This is a genomic window from Nocardioides carbamazepini (assembly GCF_024614185.1).
GTDB classification, from domain to species: domain Bacteria; phylum Actinomycetota; class Actinomycetes; order Propionibacteriales; family Nocardioidaceae; genus Nocardioides; species Nocardioides carbamazepini.
Map to the genome: position 1 here is coordinate 501,932 of NZ_JAHTLF010000016.1, position 20,080 is coordinate 522,011.

At 73.2% G+C, this 20,080-nt stretch carries 15 protein-coding genes; 6 read left to right on the top strand and 9 right to left on the bottom strand.

The annotated features are described in order from the left end of the window. Positions 1–80: 80 nt before the first annotated feature. The 8 genes from KVF89_RS15100 to KVF89_RS15135 all read right to left on the bottom strand — a co-directional run bounded on the left by KVF89_RS15100 (position 81) and on the right by KVF89_RS15135 (position 9,475). Positions 81–368 carry a hypothetical protein gene (locus KVF89_RS15100; protein ID WP_257426688.1) on the bottom strand — a complete coding sequence of 96 codons (288 nt, stop codon included), beginning with the start codon at positions 366–368 and terminating at the stop codon, positions 81–83. 430 nt (positions 369–798) lie between these two features. Then, on the bottom strand, positions 799–2,580 hold the full coding sequence (locus KVF89_RS15105; RefSeq protein ID WP_257426689.1) for a hypothetical protein: 1,782 nt from the start codon (positions 2,578–2,580) through the stop codon (positions 799–801). Beyond that, positions 2,580–4,076: a hypothetical protein gene (locus KVF89_RS15110; protein WP_257426690.1), complete on the bottom strand. Its 1,497-nt coding sequence runs from the start codon at positions 4,074–4,076 to the stop codon at positions 2,580–2,582. The genes KVF89_RS15105 and KVF89_RS15110 overlap by 1 nt, the downstream gene beginning before the upstream one ends. Continuing rightward, positions 4,073–4,786, bottom strand: a complete 714-nt coding sequence (locus tag KVF89_RS15115) for a hypothetical protein (RefSeq protein ID WP_257426692.1) — start codon at positions 4,784–4,786, stop codon at positions 4,073–4,075. The genes KVF89_RS15110 and KVF89_RS15115 overlap by 4 nt, the downstream gene beginning before the upstream one ends. 123 nt (positions 4,787–4,909) lie before the next feature. After that, positions 4,910–5,587 carry a response regulator transcription factor gene (locus tag KVF89_RS15120; protein WP_257426693.1) on the bottom strand — a complete coding sequence of 226 codons (678 nt, stop codon included), beginning with the start codon at positions 5,585–5,587 and terminating at the stop codon, positions 4,910–4,912. Then, positions 5,584–7,632, bottom strand: a complete 2,049-nt coding sequence (locus KVF89_RS15125) for a sensor histidine kinase (protein ID WP_257426695.1) — start codon at positions 7,630–7,632, stop codon at positions 5,584–5,586. The genes KVF89_RS15120 and KVF89_RS15125 overlap by 4 nt, the downstream gene beginning before the upstream one ends. 29 nt (positions 7,633–7,661) lie before the next feature. Next, a complete protein-coding gene (locus KVF89_RS15130) occupies positions 7,662–8,195 on the bottom strand; it encodes a hypothetical protein (RefSeq protein ID WP_257426697.1) in 534 nt (177 codons plus the stop codon). Continuing rightward, positions 8,192–9,475, bottom strand: coding sequence for an immunoglobulin domain-containing protein (locus KVF89_RS15135; protein ID WP_257426699.1), 1,284 nt, complete (start codon positions 9,473–9,475; stop codon positions 8,192–8,194). The genes KVF89_RS15130 and KVF89_RS15135 overlap by 4 nt, the downstream gene beginning before the upstream one ends. A 91-nt stretch (positions 9,476–9,566) precedes the next feature. On the opposite strand from KVF89_RS15135, the gene KVF89_RS15140 reads away from it, so the two are divergent. The 3 genes from KVF89_RS15140 to KVF89_RS15150 all read left to right on the top strand — a co-directional run bounded on the left by KVF89_RS15140 (position 9,567) and on the right by KVF89_RS15150 (position 13,196). Beyond that, positions 9,567–10,811, top strand: coding sequence for a geranylgeranyl reductase family protein (locus tag KVF89_RS15140; RefSeq protein WP_257426700.1), 1,245 nt, complete (start codon positions 9,567–9,569; stop codon positions 10,809–10,811). Positions 10,812–11,028: 217 nt separating this feature from the next. After that, the gene (locus tag KVF89_RS15145) at positions 11,029–11,913 is read left to right on the top strand and encodes an NUDIX domain-containing protein (protein ID WP_257426702.1); all 885 of its coding nucleotides are present in this window, start codon (positions 11,029–11,031) and stop codon (positions 11,911–11,913) included. Continuing rightward, positions 11,910–13,196, top strand: a complete 1,287-nt coding sequence (locus tag KVF89_RS15150; protein ID WP_257426703.1) for a hydroxyacid-oxoacid transhydrogenase — start codon at positions 11,910–11,912, stop codon at positions 13,194–13,196. Before KVF89_RS15145 ends, KVF89_RS15150 begins: the two co-directional genes overlap by 4 nt. A 55-nt stretch (positions 13,197–13,251) precedes the next feature. Here the strand turns inward: KVF89_RS15150 and KVF89_RS15155 are convergent, their stop codons facing one another. Then, on the bottom strand, positions 13,252–16,143 hold the full coding sequence (locus KVF89_RS15155; RefSeq protein ID WP_257426704.1) for an amidase: 2,892 nt from the start codon (positions 16,141–16,143) through the stop codon (positions 13,252–13,254). Between the two features lie 256 nt (positions 16,144–16,399). Here KVF89_RS15155 and KVF89_RS15160 point away from each other — a divergent pair, with 256 nt between their 5' ends. From KVF89_RS15160 to KVF89_RS15170, 3 genes are all read left to right on the top strand, one after another. Then, the gene (locus KVF89_RS15160; RefSeq protein WP_257426705.1) at positions 16,400–17,722 is read left to right on the top strand and encodes a hypothetical protein; all 1,323 of its coding nucleotides are present in this window, start codon (positions 16,400–16,402) and stop codon (positions 17,720–17,722) included. Between the two features lie 147 nt (positions 17,723–17,869). Beyond that, a complete protein-coding gene (locus KVF89_RS15165) occupies positions 17,870–19,075 on the top strand; it encodes a class I SAM-dependent methyltransferase (protein ID WP_257426706.1) in 1,206 nt (401 codons plus the stop codon). After that, positions 19,072–20,055 carry a hypothetical protein gene (locus KVF89_RS15170; RefSeq protein WP_257426707.1) on the top strand — a complete coding sequence of 328 codons (984 nt, stop codon included), beginning with the start codon at positions 19,072–19,074 and terminating at the stop codon, positions 20,053–20,055. Before KVF89_RS15165 ends, KVF89_RS15170 begins: the two co-directional genes overlap by 4 nt. Positions 20,056–20,080 lie beyond the last annotated feature (25 nt).

Below are 20,080 nucleotides of genomic sequence, written 5' to 3' on the forward strand. Positions count from 1 at the left end.
GCCCAAAGGCCCTCCCGAGCAGAGCTCGGGAGGGCCTTGGTCCTTTCCTCTCGGGGACATTCCTCTGTGGGGGAGGGGGTTCAGCGCCGGACCCGCTCGGCCGGCGAGACGGAGACGAGATCGGGAAGCCGCGGGGCGGAGGCGGTGACCCGGACGCTGATCTTGCGCCCGCGGTCGGTCCTGCGGATCCGGTACGTCGCCTTGGTGGCCTTCTTGATGGGCTTGTTGTTGCGCAGCCACTGGTAGGAGTACGTGCCGGCGGGTGCGGTGAGCTGGGGCAGGACGGCCCGGAGCCTCGTGCCGACCTCGGCCCTGCCCTTGAGCCCCGCGGGCGTCGTCGCCGTCCACGCTCCGTCGGCCGTGGGCATGGTCGGCGTGGGCGGGGTCGGCGTGGCGGGGTCGGCCCTCCCGGCCGGGCCGACACGGTCACCGCGGGGAGGCTGTTGTTGAACGCGCACGGCAGTGTCTCGGTGCGATAGCCCGGGTGGGCGTAGACCTGCGTGCAGGTGATCCGGGTGCCGACCATGTCCGGCGTCAGCGGGAGGCTGTGGTCGGCGTCCACGTGGAGGACCCCGTCGAGGGTCCACCGCGTCTCGACGTACGACGGGTCCGGCAGGAGCCCCGCGCGAGTGACGGTCAGCGTCTCGCCCGCGTAGGGGATGCCGCTCACGGTGGGGTTCGGGCCGTAGTAGTAGAACTCCTTCAGCTCGTCGGCCATCGCGGTCGGCTGCCCGGTGGCGCCCGTCACCATGCCGGCCAGGATGAGGACGGTCAGCAGACCGCGTCGTCCGGCGGTCCTCATCGGCGCACCTTCCTCGAGGGCGAGACCGACACGAGGACCGTGCCGGTGGGGCTGACGGCGGTGATCCGGAGGGCGATCCTGCGCTTCGCGTCCTTCGTGCGGAGCCGGTAGGTCGCCTGGGTGGCGCCCTTGATGGGCTTGCCGTTGCGCAGCCACTGGTAGGTCCAGCTCTGTGCCGGGGCGGAGACCTGGGGAAGGACCGCGCGGAGCCGCTTGCCGACCGTCGCCTTGCCCCTGACGGCGGCGGCGACGAGGACGCTCCAGGCCGCATCCGTGCCGGCGGACGGTGGCCCGGGGATAGCGGCGACCGTCACGCTGTCGGCTCCGCCGGCGAACGTGCAGGGCAGCCGGGCGTCGGCGTACCCGGGCTTGGAGACCACCTGGTGGCAGGTGATGGTCCGCCCGGCATGCTCCTGGGTGATCAGCAGCCGCGGAGTGGCGGTCTCCGTGACGGTGGTGCCGATGGTCCAGAAGCTCCGGACGACCTCCGGGTCCGGGGTGACGCGGGCACCGGCCATCACGAGCTCCTCGCCGACCCGTGGCGTACCGCTCACCGCGGGCCCGCTCTCGACGCCGAACTCGTGGTTCAGCACGAGGATGGAGCCGACCCTGCCGCTCGGGGTGTCCGGGTGGCCGGCACGCGTCCCGACGGCCTCCACCGCGATCGTCCTGCCGACGTCAGCCGGCCGGGCGGTGTAGGTGGCGCCGGTGCCGACGAGCTCGTCCCCGGCGTACCAGCGGTAGGCGATGCTGCTGGCAGCGGGTTCGAACGTGCCGCCGCTGACACGCAACTGCTCACCGGGCCAGACCGCGCCGGGGTTGCCCTCGATGGTGGGCTGCCGGGTCACCCGCAGCGGCCCGAGCTCGATGAGGAGGTTGCCGACAGCGGGCGTGTACGTCTCTCGGTATCCGTCGGTCAGGGTGCCGAAGGCGCGCACCGAGATGCGTTTGCCGAGCTCGTTTTCCCGCGGCATATACGTGTCGCCCTGGGCCACGAACACGCCGTCGACCAGCCATTCGTACATGAAGTACCCCGGGGTGGGCGCGAAGGCCGCTCCGCCGACACGCAGCAGCTGACCGACGTAAGCCGTGGTGGGGCTCCCCTCGATGACCGGGTTGCTGACGATCGTCAGAGGCGGCTGGTCCACCCAGTAGGCCATCGTCCGCACCCGGGTCCGCCCGACCCGGTCGGTCGAGGTGACGGTGACCGTGTGGCGACCGATCCAGGCCGTGCTGACCGCGGCGCCCGACGGCAGTGACGCGCCGTCGTTGACCGCTGTACAGGAGCCAATGCCCGTAGGGGCGTCGGCGCAGGTGAACTCCACCGTCCGGACGTCACCTGTGTGCAGATCGGCGCCGTCGGTCAGGGTGCCGCCGACCGTGAGCGTCGGGTCGGTGAGGTCGACTCCGACGCCGTACTTCTGTTTGGTCTGGAGACCGTTGGCGTCGGTCGCGGTGATGTTGATCGTGGTGGTGCCCTGCTCGGAGATGGTGAGGTCGAGCGGTTCGAAGTCGGAGTTGTCTCCGCCGGTCTGGGCGCCGGTGAGGGTGTAGGAAAGTCCTTCGATCCCGGCGGCGTCGGTGGCTGAGATGGTGACGTTGACGGGGCCGGGGTACCAGCCTTCCCAGGGGCTTGGAGGGATGGTGACGGTGATCTTGGGTGGGGTGTTGTCGCCGCCTGGTGGCAGGTCGGCGTGTGCGGGGGTGGCGATGCCCGCCCCGGCACAGGCCAGGGCGAGCGTCGCGAGCAGGTGGAGGGTCCGGGGTCGTGGGTTCATCAGCGACCTACCTTCTTCGCCTTGGCGACCGAGACGGTGTCGGGGCGGTGCGCGGTCGACGCCGTGACCTGCACGGTGACCTTGCGCTTGGCGTCGGTCTTCTTGAGCTTGTACGTCGGTCCGGTGGCGCCCGCGATGGGTTTGCCGTTGCGCAGCCACTGGTAGGCGTACGACGTCGCGGGTCCGGACAGCTGCGGGCGGACGGCGCGGAGGCGTTTGCCGACGGTGGCCTTGCCCTTGATCGCGGCGGGCGTCAGCACGCTCCAGGCCGCATCCGTGGTGCCGACGGACGGTGCGGCGACCGTCACGCGGTCGGAGCCGTCGGCGAAGACGCACGGAACGGAGAGCGGCGTGTAGCCGGGCTTGGAGAAGCGCTGCCGGCACTGGATCGTCTTGCCGGCATGGTCACGTGAGAGACGAAGCACCGGCGGGTCCGTCTTGAGCTCCTTGCCGTCGACGGTCCAGATGTTCTCCACGAGCTGCGGCGCCGGCGTCACCCCGGCCGCGACGATGGTCAGCGCCTCACCCTCCCGGGCCGTGCCGATGACGGTCGGTCGGCCGGTGGCCTGCAGCGTGCCGGCCGCTGCCAGGACGTTCCCCACCGTGGGCGTCGTCGCGACCACGTGCTCGGCGCGGTGCCCGGTGGCATACAGGGAGATGCGCTTGCCCACGTCCTCCGGCTTGACCTCGTAGGTCGGGGCGGTCACGGGGGCGTTGTCGCCCACCTTCCAGTGGTAGTCCACCCGGGTCGCGGTCGGCGTGAAGGTGCCGCCGGCCGCGGTGAGGGTCTGGCCGACCGTGGCGCTGGTCGGGTTGCCCGCGATCGAGGGGTTGTCGACGACCTGCAGGAGCGGGTCGACCACGGTGTAGGTGAACGTCTTCTCCGTCCACCGCCCGACGGCGTCGAAAGCGGTCACGTGGACCGCGTACGTGCCGTTGGCGGCGGTCGGGACCGGCTCGCCGAAGCCGAACCTGTCCTGCCCGATGCGGGCCTGGCAGGAGATGACCGCCGTGGGTACGTCGGCGCAGGCGATCTCCAGGCGCCGTTCCTCGCCCCGCCGGATCGGCTGGCCGTTGGCCGCGCTGCCCCCGAATGCGATGGTCGGGTCGGTCAGGTCGAGGCCGACGCCGTACTCCGCGCCCCCCATGCGGCCGCTGAAGTCGGTCGCCACCACCTCGACATCGGTGACGCCCTGCTGGGTGAAGGTCAGGGTGGTGCCCTGGCCGCCGACCTTGCCGTCGTCGTGGTGCGCCCCCCTGCGCACCCATTCGATGAGGCCGACGCCGATGTTGTCCGTGGCGTTGACCGTCATCGTGACCGGCTCCTTGTACCACCCGGCCCAGACTCCCTGTCCGGGGCTGGCCGGGATGCCGAGCTGGACCTCGGGCGGGACGGTGTCCCACAGGCCGGGTTCGGCCTGTGCGGGCGCGGCGGTCGACACCGCCGCGGCCGCGGCGGTCGCCACGACCGCCGCGGCGATGGCACGGCACCTCACGGCTGGACCGCCGTGATCGGGCTGCGGCCGACGGCCAGCCAGATGCCTGCGGCGATCAGGCCGATGATGATCATCGACGGCAGGCCGGGCACGCCGGTGACGAACACAGCCACCAGCAGCGCGCTGGCGAAGAGACCCGCCAGAGCGCCCAGGCCGCGGGAGACCAGCTGCTCGCGGAAGGCCATCCAGGCCAGGCCGTACGCCGAGGCGAGCAGCGGGATGAAGGCGATATAGGGGCTGAAGTCGGTCATGATGTAGTAGTTGTAGAGACCCTCGGCGTCGTAGGTGTCGGCCTCGGGGCCGCCCGGCAGGTAGTTGCCGACGGCGCCGCGCCAGCCATAGGTCAACGTGACCAGAGCGGCCGTGGCGATGACGCCGAACGAGACGGCCGTGGCGCCCGACGAGCCGGGGAAGCGGCGCTCGACCCGGTGCCGCCACACGACGGCGGTCGCGATCAGCAGGAGCGCGAGGAGGTAGCCGACCGCGCCGGAGAGCCGGTACGGGACGTGGTCGAGACCGAGGACGTCCTCGGCGGTGACGGGGTAGTCGAAGTCGGTGCCGTTGGCGTCGGGCCGGCCCTCGAGGAAGAGCGCGATGACGCCGATGACGCCGCACAGTGCGATGAGCAGGGGCCAGGCGGTGAACCCGCCGCGGCCCTCCGGGGCCGTCGGTGCGGGCACGGACGGGGACAGAGGAGTGGTTTCGTTCATGCCCCCAGGCTCGGCGGACCGACGGCCCGGGTGTCAGGTCCCCTCGTCACGATCTCTCGGGCCGTCCACCGGGACAGTCGACCGGGACATCTGCGGGACATCTCCCGGGACATCCCGGGGCGGTCACCGCGACAGGTCGTCGGACTCCTCACCGCCCAGCCCCGCCTCGCGGGCACGGACGATCAGCTGGCCGCGGTCGGGTACGTCGAGCTTGGCGAGTACGCCGTACACGTAGTTGCGCACGGTCTTGCTGCTGAGGACCAGGCGCCGCGCGACCGTGGCGTTGTCGTAGCCGCGGGCGACCAGGTCCACGACCTCACGCTCGCGGTCGGTCAGCTCGGGGAACGGCAGCGTGCCTCGGGTGCGGGCACCGGAGAGGTAGAGCGCGCCGCGCTGGGCGAGCTGCGGCCCGAGCAGGAAGTCGCCGTTGGCGACCGAGCGCACCGCCCGGGCCACCTCGTCGGGGGAGGCACCCTTGAGCAGGAAGCCGCGGGCGCCGGCGCGGATCGAGGCGAACAGCGAGTCGTCGTCGCCGAGCATGGTGATCACCAGTACACCGAGTGTCGGGTCCCGCCGGCACAGCTCACGAGTCGTCTCGACGCCCGAGTCGCCGCCGAGGTCGAGGTCCATGAGGACGACGTGCGGCGTGTGCTCCTCGGCCACGGCGAGCGCCTCGGCGCGGTCCGCGGCCTCGCCCACCACCTCGACGTCCGGCAGCGATCGCAGCAGTGCCGCCATCCCGATCCGGAAGACGGGGTGGTCGTCGACGACCAGCACCCGGATCGGCTCGACGTCGTTCACGGCAGCATCATGACCACATGGGTCCCCTTCTCCTGGCGGGCGCGCACCTCGACGGTGCCACCGAGCTCGGCGGCCCGCTCCCGCATGGACATGATGCCCACCCCGGGGGGAGTGGACCGGTCGATCCCGCGGCCGTCGTCGGAGACCTCGAGTCGTAGGCCGCCGTGCACCGGCAGGGTGAGGTGGACCAGGCAGCGACGTGCGCCGGCATGCCGGGCGGCGTTGCGGATCGCCTCCGCGGCCACCTGGTAGACGACGATCTGGTGGATCCCGTCGAGCCGGTCGGCGTTCGGCGCCTCGACCGAGACCGAGAAGCGCGGCATCGTGTAGCGGTCGGCGAGCAGGGTCAGTGCCTCGGTGAGACGTCCCTCGTCGAGCACGGGGGGCAGCAGCACGCGGGCCATCTGGCGCACGTCGTCGGCGCGATGGCTGAGCTCGCCGACCAACCGCCGCAACAGTACGGCGTCGTCGGGGCTCAGCTGCGAGGTGGCCGGCACCGCGGCGAGGGCCAGCGCGGTGCCGGACAGTGCGGGACCCAGGCCGTCGTGCAGCTCACGGCGCAGCAGCCGCCGCTCCTCGTGACGCACCTCGATGACCCGGGCACGGGCCTCCTCGACGGCCCGGTTCGCCTCGTCGAGGAGGGCGGCGACCGCCACGAGCCCGGAGATCTGGCGCAACAGCCGCACGGTGCGCGGATCGAGCCGTTCGCCACGCGGCGGCACCACGGTCAGCATGCCGACCGTCCGGCCACGTGGATGGAGATCGAGGCACAGCGACCGTGCGTCGTCGTCCGCGGCGCGCCGGCCCGCGGCGGCGACCAGCTCGTCGTGCAGGCTGACCTCGACCCGGGCCAGCCGGAGCGCGCTGCGGAGTGCCTCGACGAGGCCGCTGAGCTGGGGGCTGTCCGGGTCGCCGGCGTCGATCGCGTGGGCCACCCGCTCCAGCAGCGCCGACGGGTCGGCGGCCGACCCGAAGACCAGCCGCTCGACCTGCCCCTGCAGCCAGTCCCGCAACGGCAGCACCGCCAGCGCCAGCGCCGCGACCGCGACCAGCCCCGTCGACTCCGCCCCCCACGGCACGATCAGGCTCAGCGCCCACACGGCGAGGACGTACGCCGCCACCAGGGTCGTGGTGAGCAGCAGGCCCACCAGCGTCCGGGAGATCGCGAGGTCGACGCGCCAGGTCGGCTGGCGCCGGATCAGCACGAACACCGCCGCGAGCAGCATCACCTCGGCGATCGAGAGCAGCACGATGCCCGCGACGAACCAGGTGCCCGCGAGGCTGATGCCGATCTCGAAGGTCATGTACGCGAGCGCGACGACGACCAGGGCGGCGAGCAGCCACGACAGGCCGCGCCGCTGCTCGGCGTCCCCGGAGCGCAGCCGGTGGGCCAGCCAGCCCGCGACCGCCAGGCCGAGGAGGAAGTAGATCGGGATGAGGGCCGAGTCCGCGTCGTAGGCGAGGTCGGCGAGCCCGGTGCCGGCGGACAGCGGGTTCGTCGGCGCGCCGGGCGTCTGGATGAGCAGCCGCAAAGCGCTGGCCACGGCGACCACGGTCGCGCCCGCGACGGCGAACCGCCGGGGCCATCCGGTCGGCGGCCCCGGGCTGAGCAGGAACGGCAGCACCAGCAGCGACACCAGGGTCGACGTCGTCCATCCGGCCAGCAGGATCGGCGCGGCCACCGCGGCGCCCGGCAGGCCGGGCTCCGCCACGCACAGGATCGTCCAGGCGATGCCGGCCGCGGTGGCGGCGTACCCGCCTCCGATGACGAGGAACGCCCACCCGACCGCATGCCGGCTGCGGCTGACGATGAGCGCCCCGAGCGGCCCGTAGAGCAGGCTCGCGACCAGATCGAGCGGGGCCAGCTCGCGGCGCACCTCGTAGTCCGGGTCCGGGACGTGCGACGTCGCCAGGAGGATCCCGAGCGTCGCCGCCGCCAGCAGCACCTGAGATGCGCCGAGGACCGCGGCCACGCGACCGGCGCCACTTCGGGCGTCGCGGTCGCGTGGCAGCGACAGGTCGGGCGCGGGCACGAGGCCCATCATGGTCGCTCCCGCAGCCCGGGGTGGCCGGTTCAGCCGGAGAACGCCAGCACGAAGCCGCCGTCCTGCGGTGTCACCTGGATGTCGAGGTCCCCGTCGGCCGCCGTCACGATCGGTCGGCCGATGCCGTCCTGGTCCCGCACCGCGCCGTACGACGCGAGCGCGGTCTCGTAGCCGGCCAGGATCTCCTCGGCCGTGGCGTCGGTGGCGTAGGACGCCGTCTCCTGGCTGCCGCCGACCGTCTCGGCCGTGATGCACAAGGTGGCCTCGACCGGGGGGTCCGGGAACCCGTCGGGCAGGAGGGCGAGGTCGGCGACGTCGGCCGGGCCGAGCGCCTGGGGGAAGGCCTCGCCGCACTCGTCCGGCACGCCGGCGGGCCCGTCGTCGTCGCCGGTGCCCTCCTCCACGGTGCCGCCCGGGTCGCCTCCGGTCGTCTCCGCGACACCGTCCCCGCCGTCGTCCGCGCCGTCGTCCCCGCCGCCGCAGGCGGCCAGGGTCGTCAGGCTCACCAGCGCCGCCGCGGCCGCCACCGCCGCGCGCAGGCGCGCCGTGGGGGCGGTCCTCATCGCTTCACCTTGACCTTCTTGCTGACCGCGACCGCGTCGGCGTACCCGACTCGGCTCACGGTGACCCGGACGGTGAGCCGGCGGTTGCGGTCCTTCTTCTTGACCTTGTACGTCGCCGCGGTCGCCTTGTTGATCGGCTTGCCGTTGCGCAGCCACTGGTAGCGGATCGCGGTCGGAGCCGGGCTCCACGAGCCCGCTGTGGCGTACAGCCTCTTGCCGACGCGGGCCTTGCCCTTCTTGGCCGTGACGGTCGGGTCGGCGCCCTTCCCGAAGCTGTAGATCGGTCGGACCGACTGCAGGGCCGCCGCGGTCCAGTGCGGTGCGTAGGCGCCGGGGATCACGAGGGCTGCGTCGTTGCAGTCCAGCGGGTCCTCGACCATCCAGATCCCGTCGCCCTCGGCCCAGGCGAGGGAGGTGCTGTCCGGCGAGAAGGTCGGGCTCGAGAAGCTGGCCTGGATCCACTTGCAGGCCAGGGTCGGCCAGATGTCGGGGTTCCCCGCCGTGACCGGGCCGTGAAGGATGTCCCCGTTGACCTGCCAGGTCGCCATGTGCTGCTCGGCGCCCACTCCGCGCACGGTCGCCATCATCGAGCCGTCCCTCGAGAGCGTCGGCTCGAACAGGTCGTGCGGGTCGGTCACGTTGGGCTGCGCGTCGTAGAACCATGCGTTCTGGTTGACGCCGGGGTCGAACATGTTGAGGTCGTCGGTGTTGCCCCCGAGGACCAGCCGGGAGCCGGTGATCCAGGACGGGTCCGGGTAGAACGCGAAGCCGTACTGATGCGGGGAGCTCAGTGCGGTGGACGCGCTGATGGCCGTCGTCCACCGCGTGCGGCACGCGTTGCCGTTGCGCGGGCAGGTGTAGTGCTCGTAGGTGTAGGCGACCCCCGAGCCGTCCGGCGACACCGCGGTGTGGACGACCTGGCCGCCGATCGTCTCCCCGGCCGAGTCCAACAGGTCCGGCGGGTCGAAGCTGTTGAGCTCCGTTCCCCACTGGTCCATCCGAACCACCAGCGGACCGCGGGCGGCGACCACGGTGCCGTCGTCGGCCCCGCTCGGCGTCCGCCACGGGTTCGCCGCGGTGCCGTCGGTCGTCAGGCGTCGTTCGCCCGTCCCGTCCGGCCGCGCGACGTAGATGTCGTAGCCCTTGAGGTAGACGATCGTGCCGGCGTTCGAGGGGGCCGCGACGGCGGCAGGTGTGCCGGCACCCGGCAGGCCGAGAACGCCGGCCACGAGCGCGAGCACGGTCAGGACGAGGAGTCGGAGGGGTCGAGTTGGTCGCATGCCGCCGACCCTGCTCAGCCCGCCGACCCGGGTTCCAGAGACGGGTGGCCCGACTTCCCGGGACGGACGGGGGTCCTGACACAATCGGGGGATGAGCGCAGCAGCCGACCTGAGCACCGACGTCCTCGTCGTCGGTGCCGGTCCCGCCGGGTCCGCGGCGGCCGCTTGGGCGGCCCGGGCCGGGCTCGACGTGGTGCTCGCCGACGCGGCGGTGTTCCCTCGCGACAAGACCTGCGGCGACGGCCTCACCCCCCGGGCGATCGGGGAGCTGGAGCGGCTCGGACTGCGCGACTGGGTGCGCTCGCACACCGTCAACCAGGGGCTCCGGGCCCACGGGTTCGGGCAGACGCTGCACCTGCCCTGGCCGGGCGGCAACCTGCCGGACTGGGGCAGCGCCATCGCCCGCACGGAGCTCGACGACCACCTGCGGACGACCGCGCTCAAGGCCGGTGCCCAGGCTCTCGACGACGCCCGCGCGGTCGACGTACGGACGGACGGCGAGCGGGTCGCGGCCGTCGTGTTCAAGGACGGCCGCTCGGTCGCCTGCCGGCGGTTGATCGTCGCCGACGGCGTCCGCTCGCCGCTGGGCAAGGTGCTCGGGCGCGAGTGGCACCGCGACACCGTCTACGGCGTCGCCGGGCGCTCCTACGTCACCTCGACCCGCGCCGACGACCCCTGGATCAGCTCGCATCTCGAGCTGCGCGGGGAGCAGGACGAGATCCTGTCGGGCTACGGCTGGATCTTCCCGCTCGGCGGGCAGAGCGGCGAGGTGAACCTCGGCGCCGGCACGCTCGCCACCGCGAAGCGGCCCGCCGAGGTGGCCATCAAGCCGCTGATGAGGCTCTACGCCGACCGGCTCCGCGCCGAGTTCGGCCTGGGCGAGGAGCTGCGCGCGCCGACCTCGGCGCTGCTCCCGATGGGCGGTGCCGTCTCCCACGTCGCCGGCCGCAACTGGGCGCTGATCGGCGACGCCGCCGCCTGCGTCAACCCGCTCAACGGCGAGGGCATCGACTACGGCCTCGAGACCGGCCGGGTCGTCGCCGAGCTGCTCGCCGAGTCGGCCGACGTCGACCTGGGGACGGTCTGGCCGCAGCTGCTGCGGGAGCACTACGGTGAGTCCTTCTCGATCGCACGGCGGCTCGCCGCGCTGGTGACCGTGCCGCGCCTGCTGCCCGCCCTCGGACCGATCGGCATGCGCTCCGACCTCCTGATGACCCTCGCCCTGCGCTGGATGGGGAACCTGGTCACCGACGAGGACCGTGACCGCTCCGCGCGCATCTGGCGCTGGGCCGGCCGCCACTCCCTGGCCCGGGACGCGCGGCCCCTGTTCGGTTGAGTCGTCACATCTGACCCGTTGAGTCGTCACTTCTTGCGACCTGCCCGGTCCCTTCCTGCGCCGGTGCCCCTCCGCGCGCCTCGGCGGGCGACCGCATAGGCTCCTAGCAGCGGGACTGACCCCAGAAGTGACGACTCAAGGGGAGAAAAGCGACGACTCAACGGGTCAGATGCGACGACTCAACGGTGCGGATGTGACGACTCAACGGGAGGCGGGGATGGGGCAGCGGGTACAGCGGCTGGCGGCGTACGCCGTCATCGTCCGCGGCGACCAGATCCTGCTCTCCCGGCTGGCGGAGCGGGTGACCAAGCGAGAGCTGTGGTCCCTGCCCGGCGGTGGCGTCGACCACGGCGAGGACCCGCGCGACGCGGTGGTCCGCGAGGTCTACGAGGAGACCGGGCTGCACGCCCAGGTCGGGGAGACCGCCCACGTCCACTCGCTCCACGTCGCCGACTCCTGGCGTCGTGGGCGGCGCGTCGATGCCCACTCGGTCCGGATCGTGTACGAGGGCTGGGTGCCCGCCGACGCGCCCGAGCCGCACGTCACCGAGGTCGACGGGTCGACCGCGGAGGCGGCGTGGCAGCCGATCGCGGCGGTGCTGGACGGCACCCTGCCGACGGTCGGCCTCGTGACCGAGGCCCTGGCGTCGCACGCCGTGCGCCAGCGACAGCGCACCGCCGCCTACGCCTACGTCGTGCAGGGCGACGCGATCCTGCTGACCCGCACCTCGGACCTCGCGCCCGACCCCGGCACCTGGCACCTGCCGGGCGGCGGGATCGACCACGGCGAGTCGCCGCGCGACACCATCCGCCGCGAGCTGTGGGAGGAGTGCGGGCTCGAGGGCGAGGCCGGCGACCTGCTCACGGTCCTCGACCACCACTTCACCGGCACCGCCCCGAACGGCCGCGAGGAGGACTTCCACGCGATCGGGGTCATCTACCGCGCCCAGGTGGGGCCGGGGGAGCCGCGCGTCGTCGAGGAGGGCGGCACGACCGACGCGGTCGCCTGGGTGCCGCTGGCCGACATCGCGGCCCGCCGGCTCAAGGTCTACGGCTCGGTCCGCGCCGCCATCGAGGCGGCCGGCGATACCGTGTCGGCGTGATTCCGGACCTGAACGAGACCGTCTTCACCTACGCCGCGCCGGCGCTGAAGTTCGGCCGCGGCGCCGCCACCGAGATCGGGTACGACGTCCGCGGCTGGGGCGCGCGCCGGGCCCTGCTCGTCACCGACGCGGGCGTGGTGGCCGCCGGCCACGCCGAGACGGTCGCGGGGTCGCTGCGCACCCACGGCGTCGAGGTCGTGACCTACGCCGGCGCTCGGGTGGAGCCGACCGACGCCTCGCTGGAGGAGGCGGTGGCGTTCGCCCGCGGCGAGGGGCCGTTCGACGCGGTGGTCGCGGTCGGTGGAGGCTCGTCGATCGACACCGCGAAGGCGGTCGCGCTGCTGGTGACCAATCCCGGCGAGCTGATGGACTACGTCAACGCGCCGGTGGGCAAGGCGCGGGCGCCCGAGCAGCCGGTGCTGCCGCTGGCGGCCGTGCCGACCACGACCGGCACGGGCAGCGAGTCGACCACGATCTGCGTGATGGACGTGCTCGCCCTCCACGTGAAGACCGGCATCAGCCATCCGGCGCTGCGGCCGCGGCTGGCCGTCGTGGATCCCACGCTGTCGGCGACCCAGCCGCCGGGCGTGCTCGCGGCCGCCGGCATGGACATCCTCTGCCACGCCCTGGAGAGCTACACCGCCCGCTGGTACGCCGACTTCCCGGCCAAGAGCCCGGAGCAGCGGGTGCCGTACTGCGGCTCGAACCCGATCGCCGACCTCTGGTCGGAGCGTGCCCTGGGCCTGCTGGCCGGCGCGTTCCGGGCCGCGGTCGGCGCGGCTCGCGACGGCGACGGCGGGACGGAGGCCGCCGAGCAGATGGCGCTCGCCGCGACCTTCGCCGGCCTCGGGTTCGGCAACGCCGGCGTGCACATCCCGCACGCCAACGCCTACCCCATCGCCGGCCGGGTCCGGGACTTCCGTCCCGCGGACTACCCGCAGGACGAGGCGATGGTGCCCCACGGCATGGCTGTCGCGCTGACCGCGCCCGAGGCGTTCCGGTTCACCTTCGACGCCGCTCCCGAGCGGCACCTGCGCGCCGCCCGGCTGCTGTCGCCCGGTGTCGCCGGCTCGGACGCCTCGGTGCTGCCGGGGGTGATCGCCGCGCTGATGCGCGACATCGGGATCCCCAACGGCCTGGCCGAGGTCGGGTACGCCGCCGGCGACGTCGACGCGCTCGTCGACGGTGCCCTGCAGCAGCAGCGCTTGCTCGCGACCGCGCCGAAGGACGTGGCCGCGGAGGACCTCGCGGCGATCATGACCGCATCGCTCGACCTGTGGTGACAGGCCGACTGCCCGGGGATGTCCGAGCATCTCCGGGCAGTCGGCCTCCCTCAGGTCAGCGGCGGACCTTGACCTTGACCGACGTCGTCGTGCTCGCCGTGGTGTCGGTGCCGCTGAAGGTGACCCACCCGGTCAGCTTCCCGCCCTTGCGGAGCTTGGCCGACGCAGCCTTGCTCAGCCGGACCGTGACGGTGGACTGGCCGCCCGCGCCGACGGTCGCCGGCGCGGTGAAGGTGCGCTTCCCGACCCGCACCTGGACCACGCCGGTGCAGTCGTCGGTGGCGCTGGCGCAGCCGATGCTCAACGCCACGCGTGCCTTGCCCCCGCGCAGCTTCGCCTTGGCACGCGGGTCGAGCACGGTCAGCCGCTTGGCGGCAGCCGGGGTGACGACGGGCGGCTCCGGCAGCGGGTCGAGCGGGTCGACGTCGTCGGGCACCGCGTCGGCGTCGTACTCCAGCCGGGGTGTGACGTCGGTCGGCAGGACCCGCCCGTTCGCGATCTTGTCGAAGGCGTAGGCGAAGCCCATCAGCTCGGCGTCCTGGAACGCCTTGCCCTGGAGCTGGAAGCCGACCGGGTTGCCGTTCTCCGTCGCGCCCGCCGGGAAGATGACCGTGGGCACCCCCGCCGCCGAGGACTGCGGGTCCTTGCGGCCGAAGCTGGGCTGGATCGAGTCGTTGAGGTGGATCTCGCTGAGCTCGGCGGGGTAGAGCACGGCGTCGACGCCGTTGTCGTCCATCCAGCCCGCGATGTTGTCGCGGTACAGCGCGCGGTAGGCCTCGAAGTCACGCTGCTGCTGCTCGGTCATGCCGGTCCCGTCGCCGGTGTAGACCCCGGGGTACTGGTAGGGCACCCGCAGCGGGTTGTTGGTGATCTGCTCCGGCCGGTCGTACGGCGCGTCGGGGTGCGCGGCCAGCCACTGCAGCCAACCCTCGTAGCCGGTGTTGCCGTAGTTGCCGCGGGTCGGCGCGGCGGCGAAGTCGGGGATCACCCGGATCGTCGCGCCGGCCGCCTCGAAGTCGGCGAACCTGGCTTCCAGGACGTCGCTGACCTCGCTGGTCCCGAACGGGTCGTCGAACGCGGTGGCGGGGACGCCGATCACCTTGCCCCGCAGCGCGTCGCCCGACAGGTGCGCCGTCCAGTCGTCGGGGCGGTGGCCGTTGGCGACGTCGTCGAGCACGTCGTCGGGGTTGTCGACCGCCGTCACGTCGAGCAGCAGGGCGAGGTCCTCGATGGACTGCCCGATCCAGCCGACGTAGTCCTGGATCAGGGTGAGCGGCATGGTGCCCGCACTGGACTGCATGCCGTCGGTGCCCCGGAGGGAGTACAGGCTGGCGGCGCCCGAGGGACCCCACAGCGAGTCCCCGGTCTGGGTGCCCCAGGCCGCGGCGGCGAAGCTCGACGCGACGGCGACGGCCGAGCCGCCGCTGGAGCCGATCGGGCTGCGCGAGGGGTCGAAGGCGTTCCAGACCATGCCGTAGCCGTTGGGACTGAAGTGGCCGTCGTTGGCGAACTCGGCGAGGTTCGCCTTGCCGAGGACGATCGCCCCGGCCTCACGCATCAGGCCGACCTGGAAGGCGTCGGTCGGCGGCTGGTATCCGTCGAACACCCGCGAGCCGCCGGTGGTCGGCATGTCCTTGGTGTCGATGATGTCCTTGGCCAGCACCGGGATGCCGAGCAGCGGCCGGCTGTCGCCGTTCCCCCGCGCCTGGTCCGCCGCGCGGGCCTGGGCCATCGCGTCGGGCGCGACGGCGATGACCGAGTTCAGCCCGAGCGGGCCGCGGTCGTAGGCCGCGATCCGGTCGAGGTAGGCCCGGACGATCTGCTGGGAGTTGGTCCGGCCGGCCCTGATGTCGGCGACCAGCTCGGTGATGGACTTGCCCACCACGTCGTACGGCGAGGTGGTGGGTGGGGTGACGGCCGCGGTGGCGCCCCGCGCCTGGTTGACCAGCTCGTTCATCGCGCGCTGGTCGCACTCCGCGCCGCCGAGGCCGAGCGCGCCCGCGTCGAAGTTGGTGACCGAGCAGAGCTCGGCGACGCTGAGCCCGTCGACGTCGGGCACCGCGGCCAGGGTTGCGGCCGCGGCCTCCACCCGGCTGACCTCGGACCCGGCCGGTCGCGTGGCACCGAGCACCGCACGGCCCTCGGGCAGGCCGGTCACCACGTAGCGCAGGAGTGAGGCGCTGTGCCCCGGCGCCACCGTGACGGTGTTGACGAATCCGGGGTGGTTGGCCGCGTCGCCCTCGGTCGGCAGCGGCGTGCCGAACGGGTCGAGGAGGAAGTTGCCCGTCCGGTCGAGCGACTCGGCGCGGTCCGGCGTGCCGAAGACCGTGGCCGACGGGCCGTTCTGACTGGGGTTCCCGGCGGCGGTCGTCGGGGTGGACCAGGACGCCCAGCCGTCGGCGCTGTCGATGATGTCGTCGCCGCTGCCGGTGGCGCTGACCTCGCTCTGGTTCTCGCCGGTGTCGTAGCCGAGCTGGCCGCCGAAGGCGACCTCGAAGGTCACGGCCTCGTGGGTGGTGTTGGTGAACGTGTCGAGGAAGCGGCCGTAGCTCTCGCCCTCGGGGACCACGAGCTCGCGGCGCACGACCACACCGTCGACGTCGACGCCCTTCGTCGTCGTGAAGGTCTCGTGGCCGTCGTAGGTGAGACCGAAGCCGCGCAGCAGCACGCCGTTGAGCCGGCTGGTGCCGTCCTCCACCTCGATCCGCAGCCCGCCGTAGCCCTGCAGCGCGTTGCCGCCGGTGCTGCGGACGCTGCCCGTGTCGAGACCGGGGTTCGCGGCGTCGTGCACGCCCCAGGTGTCGCCGCCGACGGTCGGCACGGAGTTCCACGCGTCCGCGGGCGTCGGGACGGTGGCGAGCAGGCCGGTGGCCAGGGCTCCGGCCGCGACGCCGGGCAGCAGTCGGCGGCGTAGCGAGGCGCGCAGCGTGTGCGGGTCGGGTCTCACGAACTCTCCTTCTGTCGGTCCGACCGGCTCCCGGTCGGGCAGTCGGTCGCTCGGCAAACTAGCGATCGCGTATGTCGGCGTCGTGTCACCGACGTTTCGGTGAATGCACACCAGGAAGCCGTGGTGACGGGCGGGGTGGCTCCACGGCGTCCCGGGCGTTCGGGGACTCCTGCACCTGTCCGCCGGGCTCTCCGCGTCGAGACGGTGGGGGAGACCTATCTAGACCCCCCCAGAACCCCTCGAACGTGGAGAACCCATGACCCACCGACCCGGCCGGATCGCCGGTGCCGGGCTCGCCGCCCTGTGCGCCGGTGCCCTGCTGCTCCCGCTCCCGCACGTCACGCCACACGCGTCCGCGGCGGCGTCGGGCGCCGGCACGATCACCTACATCAAGGACCACAACGTCTGGATCGCCCGGGGCGACGGCACCGGCGCCCGCCCGTTGACGACCGACGGCAGCGCGGGACTGCCCTACCGTGCTCCCAGCCAGTCCGACGGCGGCGTGGTCGCCGCCGTGCGCTACCAGAACATCGTGACCCTGGACCAGCAGGGGCGGGTCCTCGCCGAGATCGACCCGCCCCGACTCCCGAGCTCGCTCGGCGGGACCATGGACGGCAGCCCGGTCAACGCCGCCATCTCGCCCGACGGTGCCCTCATCGCCTACACCTTCTCGGAGCACTCCTGCACCAACGGCTGCGGCTGGCGCACCGCGACGGGGTACGTCAGCACGACCGGCGCGGGCACGCCCGCGGCGTACGGCACCTCCTTCTACAGCGACCCGTCCTGGGTGACCAACCGGCGCACGCTGCAGAGCGGCGGCTACGGCCACCAGGTGATGGTGCACGACGTGGGCGCGGCGACCCAGCAGCACTGGTTCGACGACGGCGAGATCTGGTACCCGAGTGAGGACTTCGGCAACACGGAGGTCTCGCCTGACGGCACCCTGCTCGCCGGCGTGCGGGGATACGGCGACGGCCGCGACATCATGACCTACCGGATCAACGGGAACATCCGCTCGGGCGCCGTCCCGGGGCTGCCCGACGACGCCTGCAACCTCGACGGCGAGCCGTCCGACAAGATCACCGACCCGACCTGGTCACCCGACAGCACCACGCTGGCGTTCGGCGCGGCCGACGGGATCTGGACCTTCGCGGACAACAAGATCCCCGGCTGCACCGGTGCGCTGAGCCTGCTGCTGCCCGGTGGCAGCGAGCCGGACTGGTCCGTCGCGCCGCTCAGCCCGCCGGCCGGCGGCGGGCCGAACGGCGATCAGAACGGCGGCCCGAGCGGCGGTCCCCAGGGAGGCGACGGTGCGGCGATCGCCGCCCTGGCGCCCCCGAAGGCCCGCGGCGCGGCGAAGGTGGGCAAGGTCCTGCGCGCCACCACGGGCAGCTGGTCGACGGGCGTCACGTCGGTGCGCTACCAGTGGCTGCGCAACGGACGCCCGATCAAGAAGGCGACCAAGGCCCGCTACCAGGTCACCCGGGCCGACCGCGGCCGCCGGCTGTCGGTGCGGGTCACCGTGCAGAACGGCACGTCGACCGGCGTCGCGACCAGCAAGGCGAAGCGGGTGCGCTGAGCCAGCGCCGGGCGCGTGGGTTCACCCGTCTACGATCGACGGGTGAACCCACGCCACCGCCGCCTGATCATCCCGGCCGCGCTGGTGGCGCTCCTGCTCATCGTGATCGTCGCGGCACTCCTCAAGTGAGCGTCCGGTGAGCACCCGATGAGCACGCTGTCGCTCGACGAGGGCCTGGCGCGGGTCCGGGCGGACCTGCTGGCCGACGACCGCCTCGTGCGGGCCGTCGCCTCGGGACGCCGCCGCGCCGCCGCCCCGCCGTGGCGGCGGGTCGAGCTGCGCTGGGTGGACCTCAAGACGGGCCGGCACCTCCAGGTCGTGCGGTACGACGCCACGCAGGCGCACACCGCCAACCACCTGCTCGGCGCGGCGGCGGAGGAGGCGGTCGAGGCGCTGCTGTCCGAGCCGTTCGGCAACTGGACGGTCGAGACCGCCGAGCAGCAGCTGAGCCTGCGGGTGACCAAGAAGGGCGACGCCGCGGTGCACACCGCCGCGCGGTCGGGGCAGGCGCCGCTCGAGCGTGGTCACGACCGGGCCAAGGAGCGGCTGCTGCCCGAGGACGAGCCGGTCTTCGCGGCGCTCGGGCTCGCGGACGCCCACGGCCGGATCAAGCCCAGCCGGATGGCGAAGTACCGCCAGGTCGAGGACTTCCTGCGCATCCTCGACCGCTCGGTCGCCGACGCGATCGCCAAGGGCCACCTGCGCACCCCGACCGAGACGGACCCGCTGCGGGTGGTCGACCTCGGCTGCGGCAACGGCTATCTCACCTTCGCCGCGCAGCGCTACCTCCGTGAGCGCCGCGGGCTGCCGGTCCGGCTGACCGGGGTCGACGTGAAGGAGCAGTCGCGTGACCACAACAACGCGGTCGCGCAGCGCCTGGGCATCGAGGCGACCTTCGTCTCCGGCACCATCGGGGAGGCCGAGCTCGAGCAGGCGCCCGACGTCGTGCTCGCGCTGCACGCCTGCGACACCGCCACCGACGACGCCCTGGCCCGCGCGGTCGGCTGGGAGGCGCCCCTCGTGCTCGCCGCCCCGTGCTGCCACCACGACATCGCGGCCCAGCTGCGGACGGCCCCGGCCCCGGCGCCGTACGCCTCCCTGGTGCGCGACGGGATTCTGCGCGAGCGGTTCGCCGACACCCTCACCGACACGCTGCGCGCGCTGCTGCTGCGCCGTGAGGGTTACCGGGTGGACGTGATGGAGTTCGTCGACAGCCGGCACACGCCCCGCAACACGCTGCTGCGCGCGGTGCGGACCGGGCAGCCGGGCGACGGCGCGGAGTACGACGACCTGGTGTCCGCCTGGGGGATCCGTCCCCGACTGGGCGCCCTGCTGGGGGAGCCACGCGGGTGAGGAGGCTGCTCGCGGGGCTGCTGCTCGCGGTGCCTTTCGGGACCGGGTTCCTCGCGCCGGGTGCCGCGCTCGAGCCGGCGCCGGGCGAGCCGGTGTTCCGGTTCACCGATCCCGAGATCACCGAGTCCAGCGGCCTGGTCGCCCGCGACGGCCTGGTCGTCACGGTCAACGACTCGGGGGACGGCAACCGGATCTTCACCGTCGATCCCGCGACCGGGGACACGGTCGGGACCACGCGCTGGCAGGGCGAGGCGCGGGACATCGAGGCCCTCGCCCCGGCCGGCGACGGCGAGGTGTGGGTCGGCGACATCGGTGACAACGCCGGGACGCGGGACCACGTCGAGGTGGCCCGGGTGCCGTTCGGCCGCGGTGAGCGCGAGATCGTCGCGCCGGCGTACCGGCTCACCTATCCCGACGGACCCCACGACGCCGAGACGCTGCTCGCCGACCCCGCGACCGGGCGACTGTACGTCGTGGCCAAGGAGTTCATCGGCCGCCTGTACGCCGCCCCGGAGCGGCTCGACCCCGACGGGCCCAACGAGCTGACGGCCGTCGACGACGTGCTCGGCATCGCCACCGACGGCAGCTTCCACCCGGACGGGAAGCACCTCGTGCTGCGCAACTACGGTCAGGCGGCGATCTACACCTGGCCCGGACTCGACCGGGTCGCCCAGGTCGACCTGCCCAGCCAGCCGCAGGGCGAGGGGCTCGCGATCAGCGAGTCCGGCGAGGTCCTGGTCGGCTCGGAGGGTGCGGGCGCGGAGGTGCTGCGCGTCGACCTGCCGTTCGACCGGCCGTCCGCGTCGCCGCCGGCCTCGCCGTCGCCCTCCGCCTCCCCGTCCCCGCCGCAACCGGACGACGGCAGCGGGCGGGCGCCCGTCGAGGCCGCCGAGCGCGACCTGTGGCCCTGGGCGGTCGGCGGCGTCGCCGGTGTCGTGATCGTGCTGGTCCTGCTGCGTTCGCTGCGGCCGCGGGACTGAACCTGGATCCAGGTTGAACCGGCCG

Coding starts and splice junctions, on each gene's coding strand:
- KVF89_RS15100 (WP_257426688.1), bottom strand. CDS start 368: ATGCCCACGGCCGACGGAGCGTGGACGGCGACGACGCCCGCGGGGCTC.
- KVF89_RS15105 (WP_257426689.1), bottom strand. CDS start 2,580: ATGAACCCACGACCCCGGACCCTCCACCTGCTCGCGACGCTCGCCCTG.
- KVF89_RS15115 (WP_257426692.1), bottom strand. CDS start 4,786: ATGAACGAAACCACTCCTCTGTCCCCGTCCGTGCCCGCACCGACGGCC.
- KVF89_RS15125 (WP_257426695.1), bottom strand. CDS start 7,632: ATGATGGGCCTCGTGCCCGCGCCCGACCTGTCGCTGCCACGCGACCGC.
- KVF89_RS15130 (WP_257426697.1), bottom strand. CDS start 8,195: ATGAGGACCGCCCCCACGGCGCGCCTGCGCGCGGCGGTGGCGGCCGCG.
- KVF89_RS15135 (WP_257426699.1), bottom strand. CDS start 9,475: ATGCGACCAACTCGACCCCTCCGACTCCTCGTCCTGACCGTGCTCGCG.
- KVF89_RS15140 (WP_257426700.1), top strand. CDS start 9,567: ATGAGCGCAGCAGCCGACCTGAGCACCGACGTCCTCGTCGTCGGTGCC.
- KVF89_RS15145 (WP_257426702.1), top strand. CDS start 11,029: ATGGGGCAGCGGGTACAGCGGCTGGCGGCGTACGCCGTCATCGTCCGC.
- KVF89_RS15160 (WP_257426705.1), top strand. CDS start 16,400: ATGACCCACCGACCCGGCCGGATCGCCGGTGCCGGGCTCGCCGCCCTG.
- KVF89_RS15165 (WP_257426706.1), top strand. CDS start 17,870: ATGAGCACGCTGTCGCTCGACGAGGGCCTGGCGCGGGTCCGGGCGGAC.